The organism is Streptomyces sp. NBC_00510, from assembly GCA_036013505.1.
In the GTDB taxonomy this organism is placed as follows: Bacteria; Actinomycetota; Actinomycetes; order Streptomycetales; family Streptomycetaceae; genus Actinacidiphila.
In genome coordinates this window covers 1,669,705-1,683,966 of the sequence record CP107851.1, presented here as the reverse complement: position 1 = coordinate 1,683,966, position 14,262 = coordinate 1,669,705, and the positions used below count along the sequence as shown (strand labels likewise).

The following is a 14,262-nucleotide window of genomic DNA, read 5'->3' as shown; positions in this document are numbered from 1 at the left end:
GCCGACTCCCGCGTCGAGGCGCTGATCCGCGACATGACCCTGGACGAGAAGATCGCCCAGCTCTACGGCGTCTGGGTCGGCGCCTCCAGCGAGGGCGCCGAAGTGGCCCCCCACCAGCACGACATGGACGAGCCGCCCCGCCTGGACGACCTCCTGCCGGACGGCCTCGGCCAGCTCACCCGGCCCTTCGGCACCGTCCCCGTCGACCCCGCCCTGGGCGCGCTGTCCCTGATGCGCACCCAGCAACGGATCGCCGGGGCCAACCGGTTCGGCATCCCGGCCATGGCCCACGAGGAGTGCCTCGCGGGCTTCGCGGCCTGGGGCGCGACCACCTATCCCGTCCCGCTGTCCTGGGGCGCCTCCTTCGACCCCGAGCTGGTCCGGGTGATGGCCGCGGCCATCGGCCGCGACATGCGCTCGGTCGGCGTCCACCAGGGTCTGGCCCCGGTCCTCGACGTCGTGCGCGACGCGCGCTGGGGCCGGGTCGAGGAGACCATCGGCGAGGACCCGTACCTCGTCGGGACCATCGCCACCGCGTACATCCAGGGCCTGGAGTCCGCGGGCATCGTGGCCACCCTGAAGCACTTCGCCGGCTACTCCGCCTCCCGCGCCGGGCGCAACCTGGCGCCGGTCAGCATGGGCCCGCGGGAGCGCGCGGACGTCGTCCTGCCGCCCTTCGAGATGGCGGTCCGGGAGAGCGGCGTCCGGTCCGTGATGCACGCGTACACCGACACCGACGGCGTCCCCTCGGCCGCCGACGAGGAGCTGCTGACGGGGCTGCTCCGGGACGCCTGGGGCTTCGACGGGACCGTGGTCGCCGACTACTTCGGGATCGCCTTCCTCAAGACCCTGCACGGCGTCGCCGCCGACTGGGCGGACGCCGCGGGCACCGCGCTGCACGCCGGCGTGGACGTGGAGCTCCCCACCGTCAAGACCTTCGGGCAGCCGCTGCGGGACGCCGTCGCCGCGGGCCTGGTCGACGAGAAGCTCGTGGACCGCGCGCTGCGCCGCGTCCTGACCCAGAAGGCGCAGCTCGGCCTGCTCGACCCCGGGTGGAGCCCGGTGCCGTCCGCGCTCGCCGGGGCCGACCTCACCGACCCGCAGGGCCTGCGCGGCACGGTCGACCTGAACTCCACCGCCCACCGGGACCTGTCGCGGCGCCTCGCCGAGCGGTCCGCCGTCCTGCTGAGCAACGACGGCACCCTGCCCCTGGCGCGGCCCGCCCGCATCGCGCTCGTCGGTCCCCAGGCGGAGACCCCGACCGCCGTGCTGGGCTGCTACTCCTTCCCCGTGCACGTCGGCGCGCAGCACCCGGACACCCCGCTCGGCATCGACCTGCCCACGCTGCGCCAGGCCCTGGTGGCGGAGTTCCCCGGCTCCGAGATCGTGACCGTGGCGGGCTGCGGCGTCGATGACAGCGATGTCTCCGGCATCGCGGCGGCCGTGCGCGCGGCCCTCGACGCCGACGTGGTGGTCGCCGCGCTGGGCGACCGCGCCGGGCTCTTCGGCCGCGGCACCAGCGGTGAGGGCTGCGACGCGGAGTCGCTCACCCTGCCCGGCGTGCAGCAGCGGCTGCTCGACGCGCTCCTCGACACGGGGACGCCCGTCGTGCTCACCCTGCTGGCCGGCCGCCCCTACGCCCTCGGACGGGCCGTGGACGAGGCCGCGGCCGTCGTCCAGACCTTCTTCCCGGGACAGGAGGGCACCCCGGCCCTGGCCGGAGTGCTGAGCGGGCGGATCAACCCGTCCGGGCGGCTGCCGGTGAGCGTGCCCCGGCACCCGGGCGTCCAGCCCTCCACCTACCTCGCCGCGCCGCTCGCGCGGGCCAGCGAGGTCTCCAACATCGACCCGGCCGCGGCCTTCGGCTTCGGCCACGGGCTGACGTACACGGCCTTCGAGTGGTCCGCGCCGGAGGTGCACGGCGGCGCCGACGGCCGGGCCGTCACCGGCACCGACGGCGAGGTCGAGCTGTCCTTCACCGTCCGCAACACCGGCGGGCGCGCGGGCAGCGAGGTCGTCCAGGTCTACCTGCACGACCCGATCGCCTCCGTCGTCCAGCCGGTGCAGCGGCTCGTCGGCTACCTCCGGGTGCCGCTGGAGGCGGGCGAGGCGCGGCGCATCGGCGTCACGGTCCCCGCCGACGTCGCCGCCTTCACCGGCCGGGACGGCCGCCGCGTCGTGGAACCGGGGGAGCTGGAGGTGCGGCTGGGGGCCTCCAGCACCGACGTCCGGTTCACCGTACGGGCCGAACTGACCGGCCTGGCACGGCAGGTGGACCACACCCGGCGGCTGCACGCGCTGGTCACCGGCGCACCGGAGGAGTCCAGGTGAGCCTGCCCGAAGGGACGGGGGAGGCGGCCGTGTCGACGGCGAACGTCGTCAACCCCGTCCTGCCGGGCTGCCATCCCGACCCGAGCGTCTGCCGGGTCGGGGCCGACTTCTACCTGGTGACCTCGACGTTCGAGTACTTCCCGGGCATCCCGGTGTTCCACAGCCGCGACCTGGTCCACTGGCGGCCGATCGGGCACGTCCTGGACCGGCCCTCGCAGGTGGACCTCGGCACCGTCGCCTCCTCCGAGGGGATCTTCGCCGCGACGATCCGGCACCACCAGGGCCGCTTCTACGTCGTGACCACCCTGGTGGGCGGCACCGACCGGGGCGGCACCTTCGTCGTCACCGCCACCGACCCCGCCGGGCCGTGGAGCGACCCGGTGTGGCTGGACGACGCGCCCGGCGTCGACCCCTCCCTGTTCTTCGACGACGACGGCCGCGCCTGGTGCACCGGCACGCGGCTCGCGGAACCGGGGGAGTGGGAGGGGCAGACCGACGTCTGGCTGCGGGAGTTCGACGCCGCGCAGCTGACGCTGACCGGCCCCGAGCACCTGCTGTGGCGCGGGGCGCTGCACGGCGCCGTGTGGGCCGAGGGACCCCACCTGTACACGGTGGACGGCCGCTACTACCTGCTGGCGGCGGAGGGCGGCACCGAGCACGGGCACGCCGTCAGCGTCGCCCGCGCCGACCACGTCACCGGTCCGTACACCGGGAACCCGGCCAACCCGGTGTTCACCCACCGGCACCTGGGCCGTGACTTCCCCGTCGTGGGCGTCGGCCACGCCGACCTGGTGCGTACGGCGGAGGGGCACTGGTGGGCGGTGCTGCTGGGCAGCCGTCCGTACGGCGGGTACCACCCCAACCTCGGGCGGGAGACCTTCCTCGTCCCGGTGCGCTGGGAGGACGGCTGGCCGCTCTTCGCGCCCGGAGTCGGCACCACGCTCGGCCCGTTCCGTCCGCCCGCGGTCGCCGGGTCCTCGGACGGGCCCCACCGGGAGCCGGTGCGCGACGACTTCGACGGCCCACGGCTGGACCCGCGGTGGAACCAGGTGCGCACCGGGGAACCCTTCTGGTCGCTCACCGGACGTCCCGGCTCGCTCCGGCTGCCGCTCGGGCCTTCCACGCTCGCCGAGGCCGGCACCCCCTGTTTCCTGGGCCGGCGCCAGCAGCACCAGGACGTCAGCGTGTCCGCGCTCCTCGACGTGGCGCCCGGGACGCCGCAGGAGTGGGCGGGGCTCGCCGTCCGCCAGTCCGAGGCGGACCATCTGGTGCTCGCGGTGGCCGGTGACGGGCGCGGCGGCCGCCGCGTGCTCGCCGCGGTCCGTACGCGGGGCGAGCAACACCTGGTCGCACAGGCGCCGTTGCCCCCGGGCCCGGTGGTCCTGCGCATCCACGCCGAGGGCCAGCGCTACGGGCTGCGCTACGCCCCCGCCGGCGCCGGGCCCGGGGCGGAGGCCGAACTGACCTCCGTGGACGGCGGATTCCTCAGCTCGCCCCGCGCGGGTGGCTTCCTCGGCGTCTGGCTCGGCCCGTACGCCACCGCCCACGGCGCCTCCTCCACCACCGTCGCCGACATCGACTGGTTCGACTACCGGCCTCTCGCCCCCTGACCACGGAGCCGACGTTGTTCACCGATCTCCCCGAGGCCGAACTGCGGGACCACCGCAGCACCCAGACCGCGCCCGCCGACTTCGACGACTTCTGGCGGACGACGCTCGCCGAGTCGCGCGCCGCCGGGACCGCGGCCGTCACCGTCACCCCCGCGCCCGGTCCGCGGCTGCACACGGTGCGCGTCTTCGACGTCACCTTCCCCGGCTACGGCGGTGAACCGGTGCGGGCCTGGCTGCGGCTGCCGCACGGTGCCGAGGGACCCCTGCCCGCGGTCGTCCAGTACGTCGGCTACGGCGGCGGCCGGGGCCACGCCCTGGACAACCTGCTGTGGGCGTCGGCGGGTTTCGCCCACCTCCACATGGACACCCGTGGCCAGGGGTCGGGCTGGAGCCGCGGCGACACCCCCGACTCCGGCACCACGGGCCCGCAGGCCCCCGGGATGATGACCCGCGGCATCGACGACCCCCGCACGTACTACTACCGCCGCCTGTTCACGGACGCCGTCCGTGCCGTGGACGCGGTCCGCACGCTGCCCTCGGTGGACCCCGGCCGGATCGCCGTCCTCGGCGCGAGCCAGGGCGGCGGCACCGCGCTCGCCGTGGCCGCCCTCGCCCCCGAGGTCCACGCCCTGGTGGCGCACGTCCCGTTCCTGTGCGACTTCCCCCGGGCCACGGTGATCACGGACGCGGACCCGTACCGCGAGATCGGCCGCTACCTCGCCGTGCACCGCGGCAACGCCGAGCGGGCCATGCGCACCCTGTCCTACTTCGACGGCGTCAACTTCGCCGCCCGCGCCCGGGTACCGGCCCGCTTCTCCGCGGCCCTGATGGACGAGATCACGCCGCCCTCGACGGTCTTCGCCGCGTACAACGCGTACGCGGGACCCAAGGAGATCGCCGTCTGGCCCTGGAACGGGCACGAGGGCGGCGCCATCGACGACGACGAGGAGGCACTGGCCTTCCTGCGCTCACGGCTTTGACGCCCCGCCCCGGCAAACCTGTTGCCGGGTACCGGACCCCCGGCTACGGTCGCCCCCATGTCGCTGGGCATGTACCGCCACGTCCTCATCCGGCCCGTCCTGACCTGGGGGGCCGTGGCCGTGGGAGCGCGGATGCCGGTGGCCATGGCACCGCTCGCGCTGGTGTTCCTGGTGCGGGAGCGGCCCGGTGGCTACACGTTCGGGGCGCTGCTCGCCGCCGCCTACGTGATCGGGGAGATCGTCGGGGCGCCCCTGCTCGGCATGCGGCTGGAGGCCGAGCGGGCACGGCCGCAGCTGGCGGTGGGGCTCGCGGCGGGGGCCGTGGGCTTCGCCGGGCTCGGGGTCCTGCCCGATGCCCACCCCGTCGTCCTGGCCGGCTTCGCGTTCCTGGCGGGGGCCGCTCCCGCCGCGGCCCCGGGTGGCATGCGGCAGCTGCTCACCTCGATCGTGCCGGAACGGGCCGTGACGCAGGCCCTGAGCGCCGAGTCGGTGCTGACCTTCGGGATCTGGGCGGTGAGCCCGGCCGCGGTGACGGGGCTCGCGCTCGGCGTGGCCCCGTACACCCCGCTGCTGCTCGCCGCCGTCCTCATGGCGGCCTCGGTGGCCGGGCTGTGGGCACTGCCCGCGGGATGGCGGACCGACCACCGGGACCGCGGTGGTGAGTCGATGCTGCGGATCACGACCCGGGCCTGGCCGGTCTACGTCACAGGCGCCGCGTCCCTGTCCCTGCTCGCCCTCGCCGAGCTGATCCTGCCGGCACTCCTGGAGCACCGGGGGATCGCACTCGGCCTCGCCGGGCCGCTGCTCGCCGGGTTCGCAGCGGGGTCGGGGGTCGGGTCCTTCCTGTACGGCCTGCGCGCCGGCTGGCCGGGGCGGTTGCCCGTGCAGTCGCTGGTCCTGCTGCTCGCGGTGTCGGCGTGCGTGGCGCTCGTCGCCGTACTGCCGTCGGCGCCGTGGATGGGCGCGATCCTGCTCGTCGCCGGTGTCCTGCAGGCCGGGGCGATGCTCACCCGGAACCTGCAACTGCGGCAGGTCCTGCCCGCCAGCGCGCTCGCCGCCGGCTACTCGGTGATGTACGCCGCCGTGGGCGCGGGCTACGCCGCGGCGGGCAGTCTCTCCGGTGCGCTGCTCAGGGTGGTCGGGCCGGACGTCGCGATCCTGGCCGGTGTCGGTCTGACCCTCCTGCTCACCGTCGTCGCGGCGGCCGGGGAGCGGTCGATGCGCGGGCGTACCGCCGGGGTCGGCCCAGTCCTCGGCACCGCGGCGGACGGCGCGCCGGTGAGCGGTCGCGATGACGCCCAACGCAGCCTGTAGCCGCGCCGGACGGAGCGGGTGGTGCCCGGGGCCACCGGCGGCCCGGCCACGACGGGAGGCCGCGCCCGGGGCCCGTTCACGGAGAACCGGCACCGGCGGCCGGGCCGTGGCCTAAGCCTGCGGCCCGGGCAGCGGCTCACCGGTCTCCAGCAGCGTCTTCAGGCCCGAAACGAGGGCGGGCCAGCCCTGGGAGACCATGCCCAGCACCCCGCTGTCCGGGTCGTGGGCCTCGTGGACGACGGTCAGTCTGACCGTCTCCCCGAGCGATTCGATCTCGAACGTCACCTGGGAGCGGCGATCCCCGGCCAGCCGGGCGCGCACCTCCTCGCTCACCCCCGCGTTCTCCGCCCACTCCGGGGTGAAGGTGTGCCAGGTGTAGGAGAGCCGGCGCGGCGGATCGGACTCCAGCACGACCTGGGCGGGATCGGTGGTGCGGGCGCCGCCCTCCTCCCAGACCATGGCCGAGCCGGCCGCCCAGTCGGTCTCGAAGGCGACGCCCCAGTAGCGGCGCGTGAACGCCGGGTCGGTCAGCGCCTGCCAGAGGCGCTCGGGCGTGGTGCGGACGTAGGTCGTGTAGACGAATGCGGACTCGCTCATGGGTGCCTGCTCCAATGCCCTCTGGAGGTCGGCGAGCGCCTGCGCGCGCTCGCGGTCGTACCGGTCGATCCATCGTTCGGCGACGGCGTTGATCGGTGCGGCGTTGAGGTAGTGCAGCTTCTCCCGGCCCCGCCGGACCGTGGTGACCAGCCGGGCCTCCTCCAGCACGGCCAGGTGCTTGCTGACCGACTGGCGGGCCATGTCCAGCCCCGCGCACAGCTCGCGCAGGGTCTGCCCGTTGCGCGCGTTGAGGCTGTCCAGCAGCCGCCGGCGGCTGGCGTCGGCCAGCGCCTTGAAGACCTCGTCCATCCCGCTTCCCCGCCGTCCCGAAAACGCAGCCGTCCGGCTGCCTGTCGAACATAGGCAGCCGGACGGCTGCATGTCAACGTGATGCGGCCGAGGGTGTGGGGGCGGGGGCGTGGGGGCGCGCCGCTACCCGGCCCGCAGGTCCCGTACGCGGCGGATCTTGCCGACGGACCGCTCGACGGTGTCGGGGTCGACGACCGTCACCTCGACGCTGACGCCCACGCCGTCCTTGACGCCCGCCGCGATGGAGCGTGCCGCCTCCTCGCGCGTGGCGGCCCCGGCATCGGGGCGCGCCTCGACGACGACCTCCATGTGGTCCATGCGGCCGCGCTTGGTGAGCCGGATCTGGAAGTGCGGGGCCACGCCGGGCGTGCGCAGCACGATCTCCTCGATCTGGCTGGGGAAGACGTTCACCCCGCGCAGGATGATCATGTCGTCGGAGCGGCCGGTGATCTTCTGGATGCGGCGGAAGGCGGGGCGCGCGGTGCCGGGCAGCAGCCGGGTCAGGTCGCGGGTGCGGTAACGGATGATCGGCAGCGCCTCCTTGGTGAGGGAGGTGAAGACCAGCTCGCCCTCCCCGCCCTCCGGTACCGGCTCGCCCGTGATCGGGTCCACCACCTCGGGGTAGAAGTGGTCCTCCCACACGTGCAGGCCGTCCTTGGTCTCCACGCACTCCTGGGCGACGCCCGGGCCGATCACCTCGGACAGGCCGTAGATGTCGACGGCGTGGATGTCCATGCGCTCCTCGATCTCCCGGCGCATCTCCTCCGTCCACGGCTCCGCGCCGAAGATGCCGATCCGCAGCGAGGTGCCGCGCGGGTCGACGCCCTGGCGCTCGAACTCGTCCAGCAGGGTCAGCATGTACGACGGGGTGACCATGATGATCTCGGGCTGGAAGTCCTGGATGATCTGCACCTGACGGGCCGTCATGCCGCCGGAGGCGGGGATCACCGTGCACCCGGCGCGCTCCGCGCCGTAGTGCGCGCCCAGGCCGCCGGTGAACAGGCCGTAGCCGTAGGAGACGTGCACCTTGTGGCCGGGGCGCCCGCCGGCGGCGCGTATGGAACGGGCCACCACGTCGGCCCACATGGACAGGTCGTTCTCGGTGTAGCCCACCACGGTCGGCAGGCCGGTCGTGCCACTGGAGGCGTGGACGCGGCGCACCTGGTCCATGGGCACGGCGAACATGCCGAAGGGGTAGTTGTCGCGCAGGTCGGCCTTGGTGGTGAACGGGAAGCGCGCCAGGTCGTCCAGGCTCGCGCAGTCCTCGGGGCGCAGCCCGGCCCCGTCGAACTTCTTCCGGTAGGCCTCGACGTTGTCGTACGCGTGGCGCAGCGTCGCCCGGAGCCGGGTGAGCTGCAGCTCCCGCAGCTCTCCGGGGCCCAGCTTCTCGGCGGCGTCCAGCAGGCCGTCGGGGAGCGGCTCTCCCAGGCGCGCCCCCGCGGTCGCCCGGTCCGTCGGCTCGCTGCTCATCCGTTCTCCTTCGTGCGTCCGATGCTGCGGCTGCGCCCGCGGAACTCCGCCACCACCTGGTCGCCCCGCAGGATGCTCACGTCGTAGATGCCGCTGCGGCCGAAGCGGGTGCGCTCCTGCGCGGTGGCGACCAGTTCGTCGCCCTCGTGGACGGGGGCTACGAAGGAGATGTCCGCCCCGGCGGCCACCGTCACCGGGCCGTGGCTGTTGCAGGCGCAGGCGAAGGCGGTGTCGGCGAACAGGAAGAGGTAGCCCCCGTGGGCGATCCCGTGCCCGTTGACCATCGCGGGCGTGACGGTCATGCGCACCACGGCCGTCCCCTCGCCGGTCTCCAGCAGCTCGATGCCCAGGCTCTGCGACGCCTTGTCGGCGGCGAACATGCTCTCCGCCGGGCCCTGTGTCGCGTCCATGGCATCCCTCACGATCGTCACCACCCTTGTGAACCGACCGAACATTCGGTTAGCGTGCGGCACCCAAGGTAATCCAGCATCCGAACTGCCTGTCAAGAGGTGGAACGCATGTCCCAGCCCCTCCCCGCGCGACCCGCAGACGAGGTCTTCCTGATCGACGGCGCGCGCACCCCGCAGGGCCGTTACGGCGGCGCCCTGGCCTCCGTGCGCCCCGACGACCTGGCGGCCCTGGTGGTCGGCGAGGCCGTGAGCCGCGCCGGGATCCCGGCCGGTGCCGTGGACGAGGTGATCCTCGGCGCCGCGAACCAGGCGGGCGAGGACAACCGCGACGTCGCCCGGATGGCCGTGCTGCTGGCCGGCCTGCCGCACACGGTGCCCGGCTACACCGTCAACCGGCTGTGTGCCTCCGGGCTCACCGCCGTCGCCTCGGCGGCGCAGGCGATCCGCTCCGGCGAGGCCGACCTGGTGGTCGCCGGCGGTGTGGAGTCCATGACCCGTGCCCCCTGGGTGATGGCCAAGCCCGGCACCCCGTGGGCCAAGCCCGGCGAGGTGTACGACACCTCCCTGGGCTGGCGCTTCACCAACCCGCGCTTCACCGCCAAGGACACGCTGTCCATGGGGGAGACCGCGGAGGAGGTCGCCGCCCTGGACGGGATCAGCCGCGCCGACTCCGACGCCTTCGCGCTGCGCAGCCACCGGCGGGCCGTCGCGGCCCAGGAGGCCGGCCGTTTCGACCGCGAGATCGTGCCGGTCGCCGTCAAGGGCGGCGAGGTCACCCGTGACGAGGGCCCGCGTCCCTCCACCACCCTGGAGAAGCTCGGGACCCTGCGGACCATCTTCCGCGAGGAAGGCATCGTGACCGCCGGCTCCTCCTCGCCGCTCTCCGACGGCGCCGCCGCCCTCGTGGTCGCCGGCCGCGCGGCCGTCGAGCGGTACGGCCTCACGCCCCGCGCCAGGATCGTCACCACCGCCACCGCCGGAGTCGAGCCCCACTTGATGGGCCTCGGTCCCGTCCCGGCGACGGAGAAGGCCCTCGCCCGCGCCGGATGGCAGACCGGCGACCTGGACGCCGTCGAACTCAACGAGGCCTTCGCCGCCCAGGCCCTCGCGGTCGTCCGCCGTCTGAAGCTGGACGAGGAGCGGGTGAACGCCGACGGCGGCGCGATCGCGCTCGGCCACCCGCTGGGCTGCTCGGGCGCCCGCATCCTGCTCACCCTCCTCGGCCGCCTGGAGCGCGAGGGCGGCCGCCGCGGCCTCGCCACCCTCTGCGTGGGCGTCGGCCAGGGTGTGGCGATGCTGGTGGAGCGGGTGTGAGCGCAGGCTTCGGAGGACCGCGGGCGACCGTCGTCCACAGGGCTTGCCGGGTGCGGCAAAGTTCGTCAGACTGTAACCGAACGAATGGTCGGTAGGGGAAGCTGGTATCGATGACCACACCGAACGCCACCGTGCCGGCGGAGGGCGCGCAGGCGCCGCTCCAGGAGCACTTCGACGCCACGATCGCGCGGGACCAGCGCATCGAGCCGCGGGACTGGATGCCCGACGGCTACCGCAGGACGCTGATCCGGCAGATCGCGCAGCACGCGCACTCGGAGATCATCGGCATGCAGCCCGAGGGCGAGTGGATCACCCGTGCCCCGTCGCTGCGCCGCAAGGCCATCCTGTTCGCGAAGGTCCAGGACGAGGCCGGCCACGGGCTGTACCTCTACTCGGCCGCCGAGACCCTGGGCATCGACCGCGCGGACCTCACGCAGCGTCTGATCGAGGGCCGCCAGAAGTACTCCTCGATCTTCAACTACCCGACCCTCAGCTTCGCCGACGTCGGCGTCATCGGTTGGTTCGTCGACGGCGCGGCGATCTGCAACCAGGTGCCACTGTGCCGCTCCTCCTACGGGCCGTACGCCCGCGCCATGGTGCGCATCTGCAAGGAGGAGTCCTTCCACCAGCGCCAGGGCTATGAGCTGCTGATGACGATGATGCGCGGCACCCAGGCCCAGCGGGAGATGGTGCAGGACGCGGTGGACCGCTGGTGGTGGCCGTCGCTGATGATGTTCGGCCCGCCCGACGGCGACTCGCCCAACTCGGCCGCGTCGATGGCCTGGAAGATCAAGCGCCACAGCAACGACGAGCTGCGCCGGCGGTTCGTCGACATGACCGTCCCGCAGGCCGACAAGCTCGGCGTGACCCTGCCCGACCCGGAGCTGCGCTGGAACGAGGAGCGCGGCCGGCACGACTTCGGCACCCCCGACTGGTCGGAGCTGCAGCGCGTCATCAGCGGCGACGGGCCGTGCAACGCCGAGCGGATGGCACGCCGCCGCTCCGCACACGAGGAAGGCGCCTGGGTGCGCGAGGCCGCGACCGCCCACGCCGCCAAGCAGGCGGCCCGGGCAGAGGAAGGAGCCGTGGCATGAGCACCACCGGCGACAGCACGACCCGGGCCGAGTGGTCCCTGTACGAGGTGTTCGTCCGCGGCAAGCGCGGCCTGAACCACGTCCACGTCGGCTCCCTGCACGCGGCCGACGACCGCATGGCCCTCACCCACGCCCGCGACCTGTACACGCGGCGCAACGAGGGCGTGAGCATCTGGGTGGTGCGCTCGGAGCACATCGCCGCGTCCACGCGGGACGAGAAGGACCCCTTCTTCACGCCCAGCGCCGACAAGGTCTACCGGCACCCCACCTTCTACGACATCCCCGAAGACGTCCCCCACATCTAGGAGCAGGGCATGAGCGACGAGCACGTCTACCTGTCCCTGGCCGAGGGGCACGACGACAGCGACGCCCGCTGGGCCTTCGGCACCGGCTTCGAGGACCCGCTGCACGGCGTCGACACCGCCGTGCCCGAGGGTGTGGACGCCGCGGAGCTGGCCGCCCACTGCCTGGCGCTGGGCGACGACGCCCTGGTCGGTGCCCAGCGCCTGGCCGAGTGGTGCACCCGCGCGCCGGAGTTGGAGGAGGAGGTGGCCCTCGCCAACATCGGGCTCGACCTGCTCGGCCAGGCCCGTCTGCTCTACTCCCGCGCTGGTCAGGTGGACGGCACCGGCCGCGACGAGGACGCCTACGCCTACTTCCGGGACGCCGCCGACTTCCGCAACGTCCGCCTGGCCGAACTTCCCTGCGGGGACTTCGCGTTCTCCATGGCCCGGCTGCTCGTCACGTCCTGCTGGCGGCTCGCCGTCTTCGAGCGGCTCGCCCGCTCCGCGCAGGACCCGGTGCTCGCCGCCGTCGCCGCCAAGGGCGTCAACGAGCTGACCTACCACCGGCAGTACGCCGCCGAGTGGGTGGTACGGCTCGGCGACGGCACCGAGGAGTCGCACCGCCGCATGCGGGCCGGCCTGGAACAGGTCGCCCCCTACCTGGAGGAGCTGTTCACGGCCGGCGCCACGTGCGGGGCCGACCCGGCCGGTGTGCGGGACGAGGTGACCGCCGCGCTGCGCCAGGTCACCGAGGCCGCCGGGCTGCCTCCGGTCCAGGCCGATCCCCTGCCCGGCCACGGCCGTGAGGGTGACCGCACCGAACACCTCGCCCCGCTGCTCGCGGAGTTGCAGGGCGTTGCCCGCGCACACCCCGGAGCGCTCTGGTGAGCGCCGTGACCGTGCTCACCGACGCGCACCGGGCGGCCCGCGTCGCCGCCGAGGTGCCGGACCCCGAACTGCCCATGCTGACCCTGGCCGACCTCGGCGTCCTGCGTGACGTCGAGGTCACCGGGGACGGCACGGTCGTGGCCGCCCTCACCCCCACGTACTCGGGCTGCCCGGCCATGGCGGAGATGCGCGCCGACGTGGCCGCCCGGCTGCGCGCCGCGGGCTTCGACCGGGTCGAGATCCGCACCGTCCTGGACCCGCCGTGGACGACCGACTGGATCACCCCCGAGGGCCGCCGCAAGCTCGCCGAGCACGGCATCGCACCCCCCGGTCCCGCGCCCCGGCGCGCCGCCGGGCCGGTGCCGCTGGTGCTCACCGCCACCCGGCGCGACGTCGCCTGCCCCCGCTGCGGCTCGGCGGACACCGAGGAGACCTCGCGCTTCGCCGCCACCTCCTGCAAGGCCCTGTGGCGCTGCCGTGCCTGCCTGGAGCCGTTCGAGTACGTCAAGGAGATCTGATGGCCCCGACCATCCCCGCCCCGCAGGCGCCGGCCCCGCGCGTCCGCCGCCGCCCGGCCTTCCACGCCCTGCGGGTCGCCGCGGTCGAGCCGCTCTGCGAGGACGCCGCCGCCGTCAGCTTCGACATACCGCAGGAGCTGGCCGGGGAGTTCGCCTTCGCGCCCGGTCAGTCCCTCACGCTGCGCCGCGAGGTCGACGGCCGGGACGAGCGACGCTCGTACTCCATCTGCTCGCCCGCCGGCGCCACCCCCCGCATCGGGGTGCGCGTGGTGCCCGGCGGCCTGTTCTCGTCGTGGCTGGTGCACGAGGTGCGCCCGGGCGACACCGTCGAGGTCATGGGCCCCACCGGCGCCTTCACGCCCGACCTCAGCGCGCCCGGGCACCATGTGCTCATCGCCGCGGGCTCCGGCATCACCCCGATGCTCTCCATCGCCGAGTCCGTCCTCGCCGCCGACCTCGGGTCCCGGGTCACGCTCTTCTACGGCAACCGGCGCACCGACACCGTGATGTTCGCCGACGAGCTCGCCGAGCTGAAGGACCTGCACCCCGCCCGGTTCCAGCTCGCCCACGTGCTCTCACGGGAGCCGCGCGAGGCCGAGGTGCTCTCCGGCCGCCTCGACGCCGGACGGCTCGCCACCCTCGTCGAGGGCCTCGTCGACGTCCCGAACGCCGACCACTGGTGGCTGTGCGGCCCGCACGGCATGGTCGTCGACGCCCAGCAGGTCCTCGCCGGCCTCGGCGTGCCCGGGGAGCGGGTGCACCAGGAGCTGTTCTACGCGGACGACGAGCCCGTGACCCCGGTGCACCACGAGGACGCCGTGGCCGAGGGCCCGGTCAGCCAGGTCACCATCGTCCTCGACGGCCGTACGACCACGGCCGCGCTGCCCCGTGACCGCAGCGTCCTCGACGGCGCCCAGCGCACCCGCCCCGATCTGCCCTTCGCCTGCAAGGGCGGCGTCTGCGGTACCTGCCGCGCGCTCGTCACCGACGGCAAGGCCGAGATGCGCCGCAACTTCGCCCTCGAGGCGTCCGAGGTCGACGCGGGCTACGTGCTGACCTGCCAGAGCTACGCGGAGTCCGACAACCTGACGGTCGACTACGACAGCTGACGCCTCCTCGGCGCCCCCCACCCCCCGGAACCGG

The 14,262-nt window shown here is 74.2% G+C and carries 13 protein-coding genes; 10 read left to right on the top strand and 3 right to left on the bottom strand.

What is annotated here, in order from left to right:
- The first annotated feature begins 33 nt into the window (after window positions 1-33).
- Genes OG937_07490 through OG937_07475 form a run of 4 tightly spaced genes read left to right on the top strand, consistent with a single transcriptional unit; the run spans window position 34 to window position 6,235 of the window.
- Entirely contained in the window at window positions 34-2,331 is a 2,298-nt protein-coding gene (locus OG937_07490) for a glycoside hydrolase family 3 C-terminal domain-containing protein (GenBank protein ID WUD78663.1), read from the top strand.
- Window positions 2,328-3,941, top strand: coding sequence for a glycoside hydrolase family 43 protein (locus OG937_07485; protein WUD71542.1), 1,614 nt, complete (start codon window positions 2,328-2,330; stop codon window positions 3,939-3,941). Before OG937_07490 ends, OG937_07485 begins: the two co-directional genes overlap by 4 nt.
- Before the next feature lie 14 nt (window positions 3,942-3,955).
- Window positions 3,956-4,921, top strand: coding sequence for an acetylxylan esterase (locus OG937_07480; protein WUD71541.1), 966 nt, complete (start codon window positions 3,956-3,958; stop codon window positions 4,919-4,921).
- A 57-nt stretch (window positions 4,922-4,978) separates the two neighbouring features.
- Window positions 4,979-6,235 (top strand): MFS transporter, encoded by a 1,257-nt coding sequence (locus tag OG937_07475; protein ID WUD71540.1) that lies wholly within the window; start codon window positions 4,979-4,981, stop codon window positions 6,233-6,235.
- A 111-nt stretch (window positions 6,236-6,346) separates the two neighbouring features.
- Here the strand turns inward: OG937_07475 and OG937_07470 are convergent, their stop codons facing one another.
- The 3 genes from OG937_07470 to paaI all read right to left on the bottom strand — a co-directional run bounded on the left by OG937_07470 (window position 6,347) and on the right by paaI (window position 9,021).
- Window positions 6,347-7,141, bottom strand: a complete 795-nt coding sequence (locus OG937_07470) for a metalloregulator ArsR/SmtB family transcription factor (protein WUD71539.1) — start codon at window positions 7,139-7,141, stop codon at window positions 6,347-6,349.
- A 123-nt stretch (window positions 7,142-7,264) separates the two neighbouring features.
- On the bottom strand, window positions 7,265-8,611 hold the full coding sequence (gene paaF / locus OG937_07465; GenBank protein ID WUD71538.1) for a phenylacetate--CoA ligase: 1,347 nt from the start codon (window positions 8,609-8,611) through the stop codon (window positions 7,265-7,267).
- A complete protein-coding gene (paaI, locus tag OG937_07460) occupies window positions 8,608-9,021 on the bottom strand; it encodes a hydroxyphenylacetyl-CoA thioesterase PaaI (protein ID WUD71537.1) in 414 nt (137 codons plus the stop codon). The genes paaF and paaI overlap by 4 nt, the downstream gene beginning before the upstream one ends.
- Before the next feature lie 108 nt (window positions 9,022-9,129).
- Between paaI and OG937_07455 the strand changes: the two genes are divergently transcribed.
- The 6 genes from OG937_07455 to paaK all read left to right on the top strand — a co-directional run bounded on the left by OG937_07455 (window position 9,130) and on the right by paaK (window position 14,228).
- Window positions 9,130-10,335: a thiolase family protein gene (locus tag OG937_07455; GenBank protein ID WUD71536.1), complete on the top strand. Its 1,206-nt coding sequence runs from the start codon at window positions 9,130-9,132 to the stop codon at window positions 10,333-10,335.
- 110 nt (window positions 10,336-10,445) lie between these two features.
- On the top strand, window positions 10,446-11,429 hold the full coding sequence (gene paaA, locus OG937_07450; protein ID WUD71535.1) for a 1,2-phenylacetyl-CoA epoxidase subunit A: 984 nt from the start codon (window positions 10,446-10,448) through the stop codon (window positions 11,427-11,429).
- Window positions 11,426-11,734 carry a 1,2-phenylacetyl-CoA epoxidase subunit B gene (gene paaB / locus OG937_07445; GenBank protein WUD71534.1) on the top strand — a complete coding sequence of 103 codons (309 nt, stop codon included), beginning with the start codon at window positions 11,426-11,428 and terminating at the stop codon, window positions 11,732-11,734. Before paaA ends, paaB begins: the two co-directional genes overlap by 4 nt.
- A gap of 9 nt (window positions 11,735-11,743) precedes the next feature.
- A complete protein-coding gene (gene paaC, locus OG937_07440; GenBank protein WUD71533.1) occupies window positions 11,744-12,601 on the top strand; it encodes a phenylacetate-CoA oxygenase subunit PaaC in 858 nt (285 codons plus the stop codon).
- The gene (gene paaJ, locus OG937_07435) at window positions 12,598-13,119 is read left to right on the top strand and encodes a phenylacetate-CoA oxygenase subunit PaaJ (GenBank protein WUD71532.1); all 522 of its coding nucleotides are present in this window, start codon (window positions 12,598-12,600) and stop codon (window positions 13,117-13,119) included. The genes paaC and paaJ overlap by 4 nt, the downstream gene beginning before the upstream one ends.
- Window positions 13,119-14,228, top strand: a complete 1,110-nt coding sequence (gene paaK, locus OG937_07430; protein ID WUD71531.1) for a phenylacetate-CoA oxygenase/reductase subunit PaaK — start codon at window positions 13,119-13,121, stop codon at window positions 14,226-14,228. Before paaJ ends, paaK begins: the two co-directional genes overlap by 1 nt.
- The last annotated feature ends 34 nt before the right edge of the window (window positions 14,229-14,262 follow it).

Bases quoted from the DNA above. Each gene is read 5' to 3' on its own strand.
- OG937_07490 (WUD78663.1), top strand. From the start codon at position 34: ATGACCCTGGACGAGAAGATCGCCCAGCTCTACGGCGTCTGGGTCGGC.
- OG937_07475 (WUD71540.1), top strand. From the start codon at position 4,979: ATGTCGCTGGGCATGTACCGCCACGTCCTCATCCGGCCCGTCCTGACC.
- OG937_07470 (WUD71539.1), bottom strand. From the start codon at position 7,141: ATGGACGAGGTCTTCAAGGCGCTGGCCGACGCCAGCCGCCGGCGGCTG.
- paaF (WUD71538.1), bottom strand. From the start codon at position 8,611: ATGAGCAGCGAGCCGACGGACCGGGCGACCGCGGGGGCGCGCCTGGGA.
- paaI (WUD71537.1), bottom strand. From the start codon at position 9,021: ATGGACGCGACACAGGGCCCGGCGGAGAGCATGTTCGCCGCCGACAAG.
- OG937_07455 (WUD71536.1), top strand. From the start codon at position 9,130: ATGTCCCAGCCCCTCCCCGCGCGACCCGCAGACGAGGTCTTCCTGATC.
- paaA (WUD71535.1), top strand. From the start codon at position 10,446: ATGACCACACCGAACGCCACCGTGCCGGCGGAGGGCGCGCAGGCGCCG.
- paaB (WUD71534.1), top strand. From the start codon at position 11,426: ATGAGCACCACCGGCGACAGCACGACCCGGGCCGAGTGGTCCCTGTAC.
- paaC (WUD71533.1), top strand. From the start codon at position 11,744: ATGAGCGACGAGCACGTCTACCTGTCCCTGGCCGAGGGGCACGACGAC.
- paaK (WUD71531.1), top strand. From the start codon at position 13,119: ATGGCCCCGACCATCCCCGCCCCGCAGGCGCCGGCCCCGCGCGTCCGC.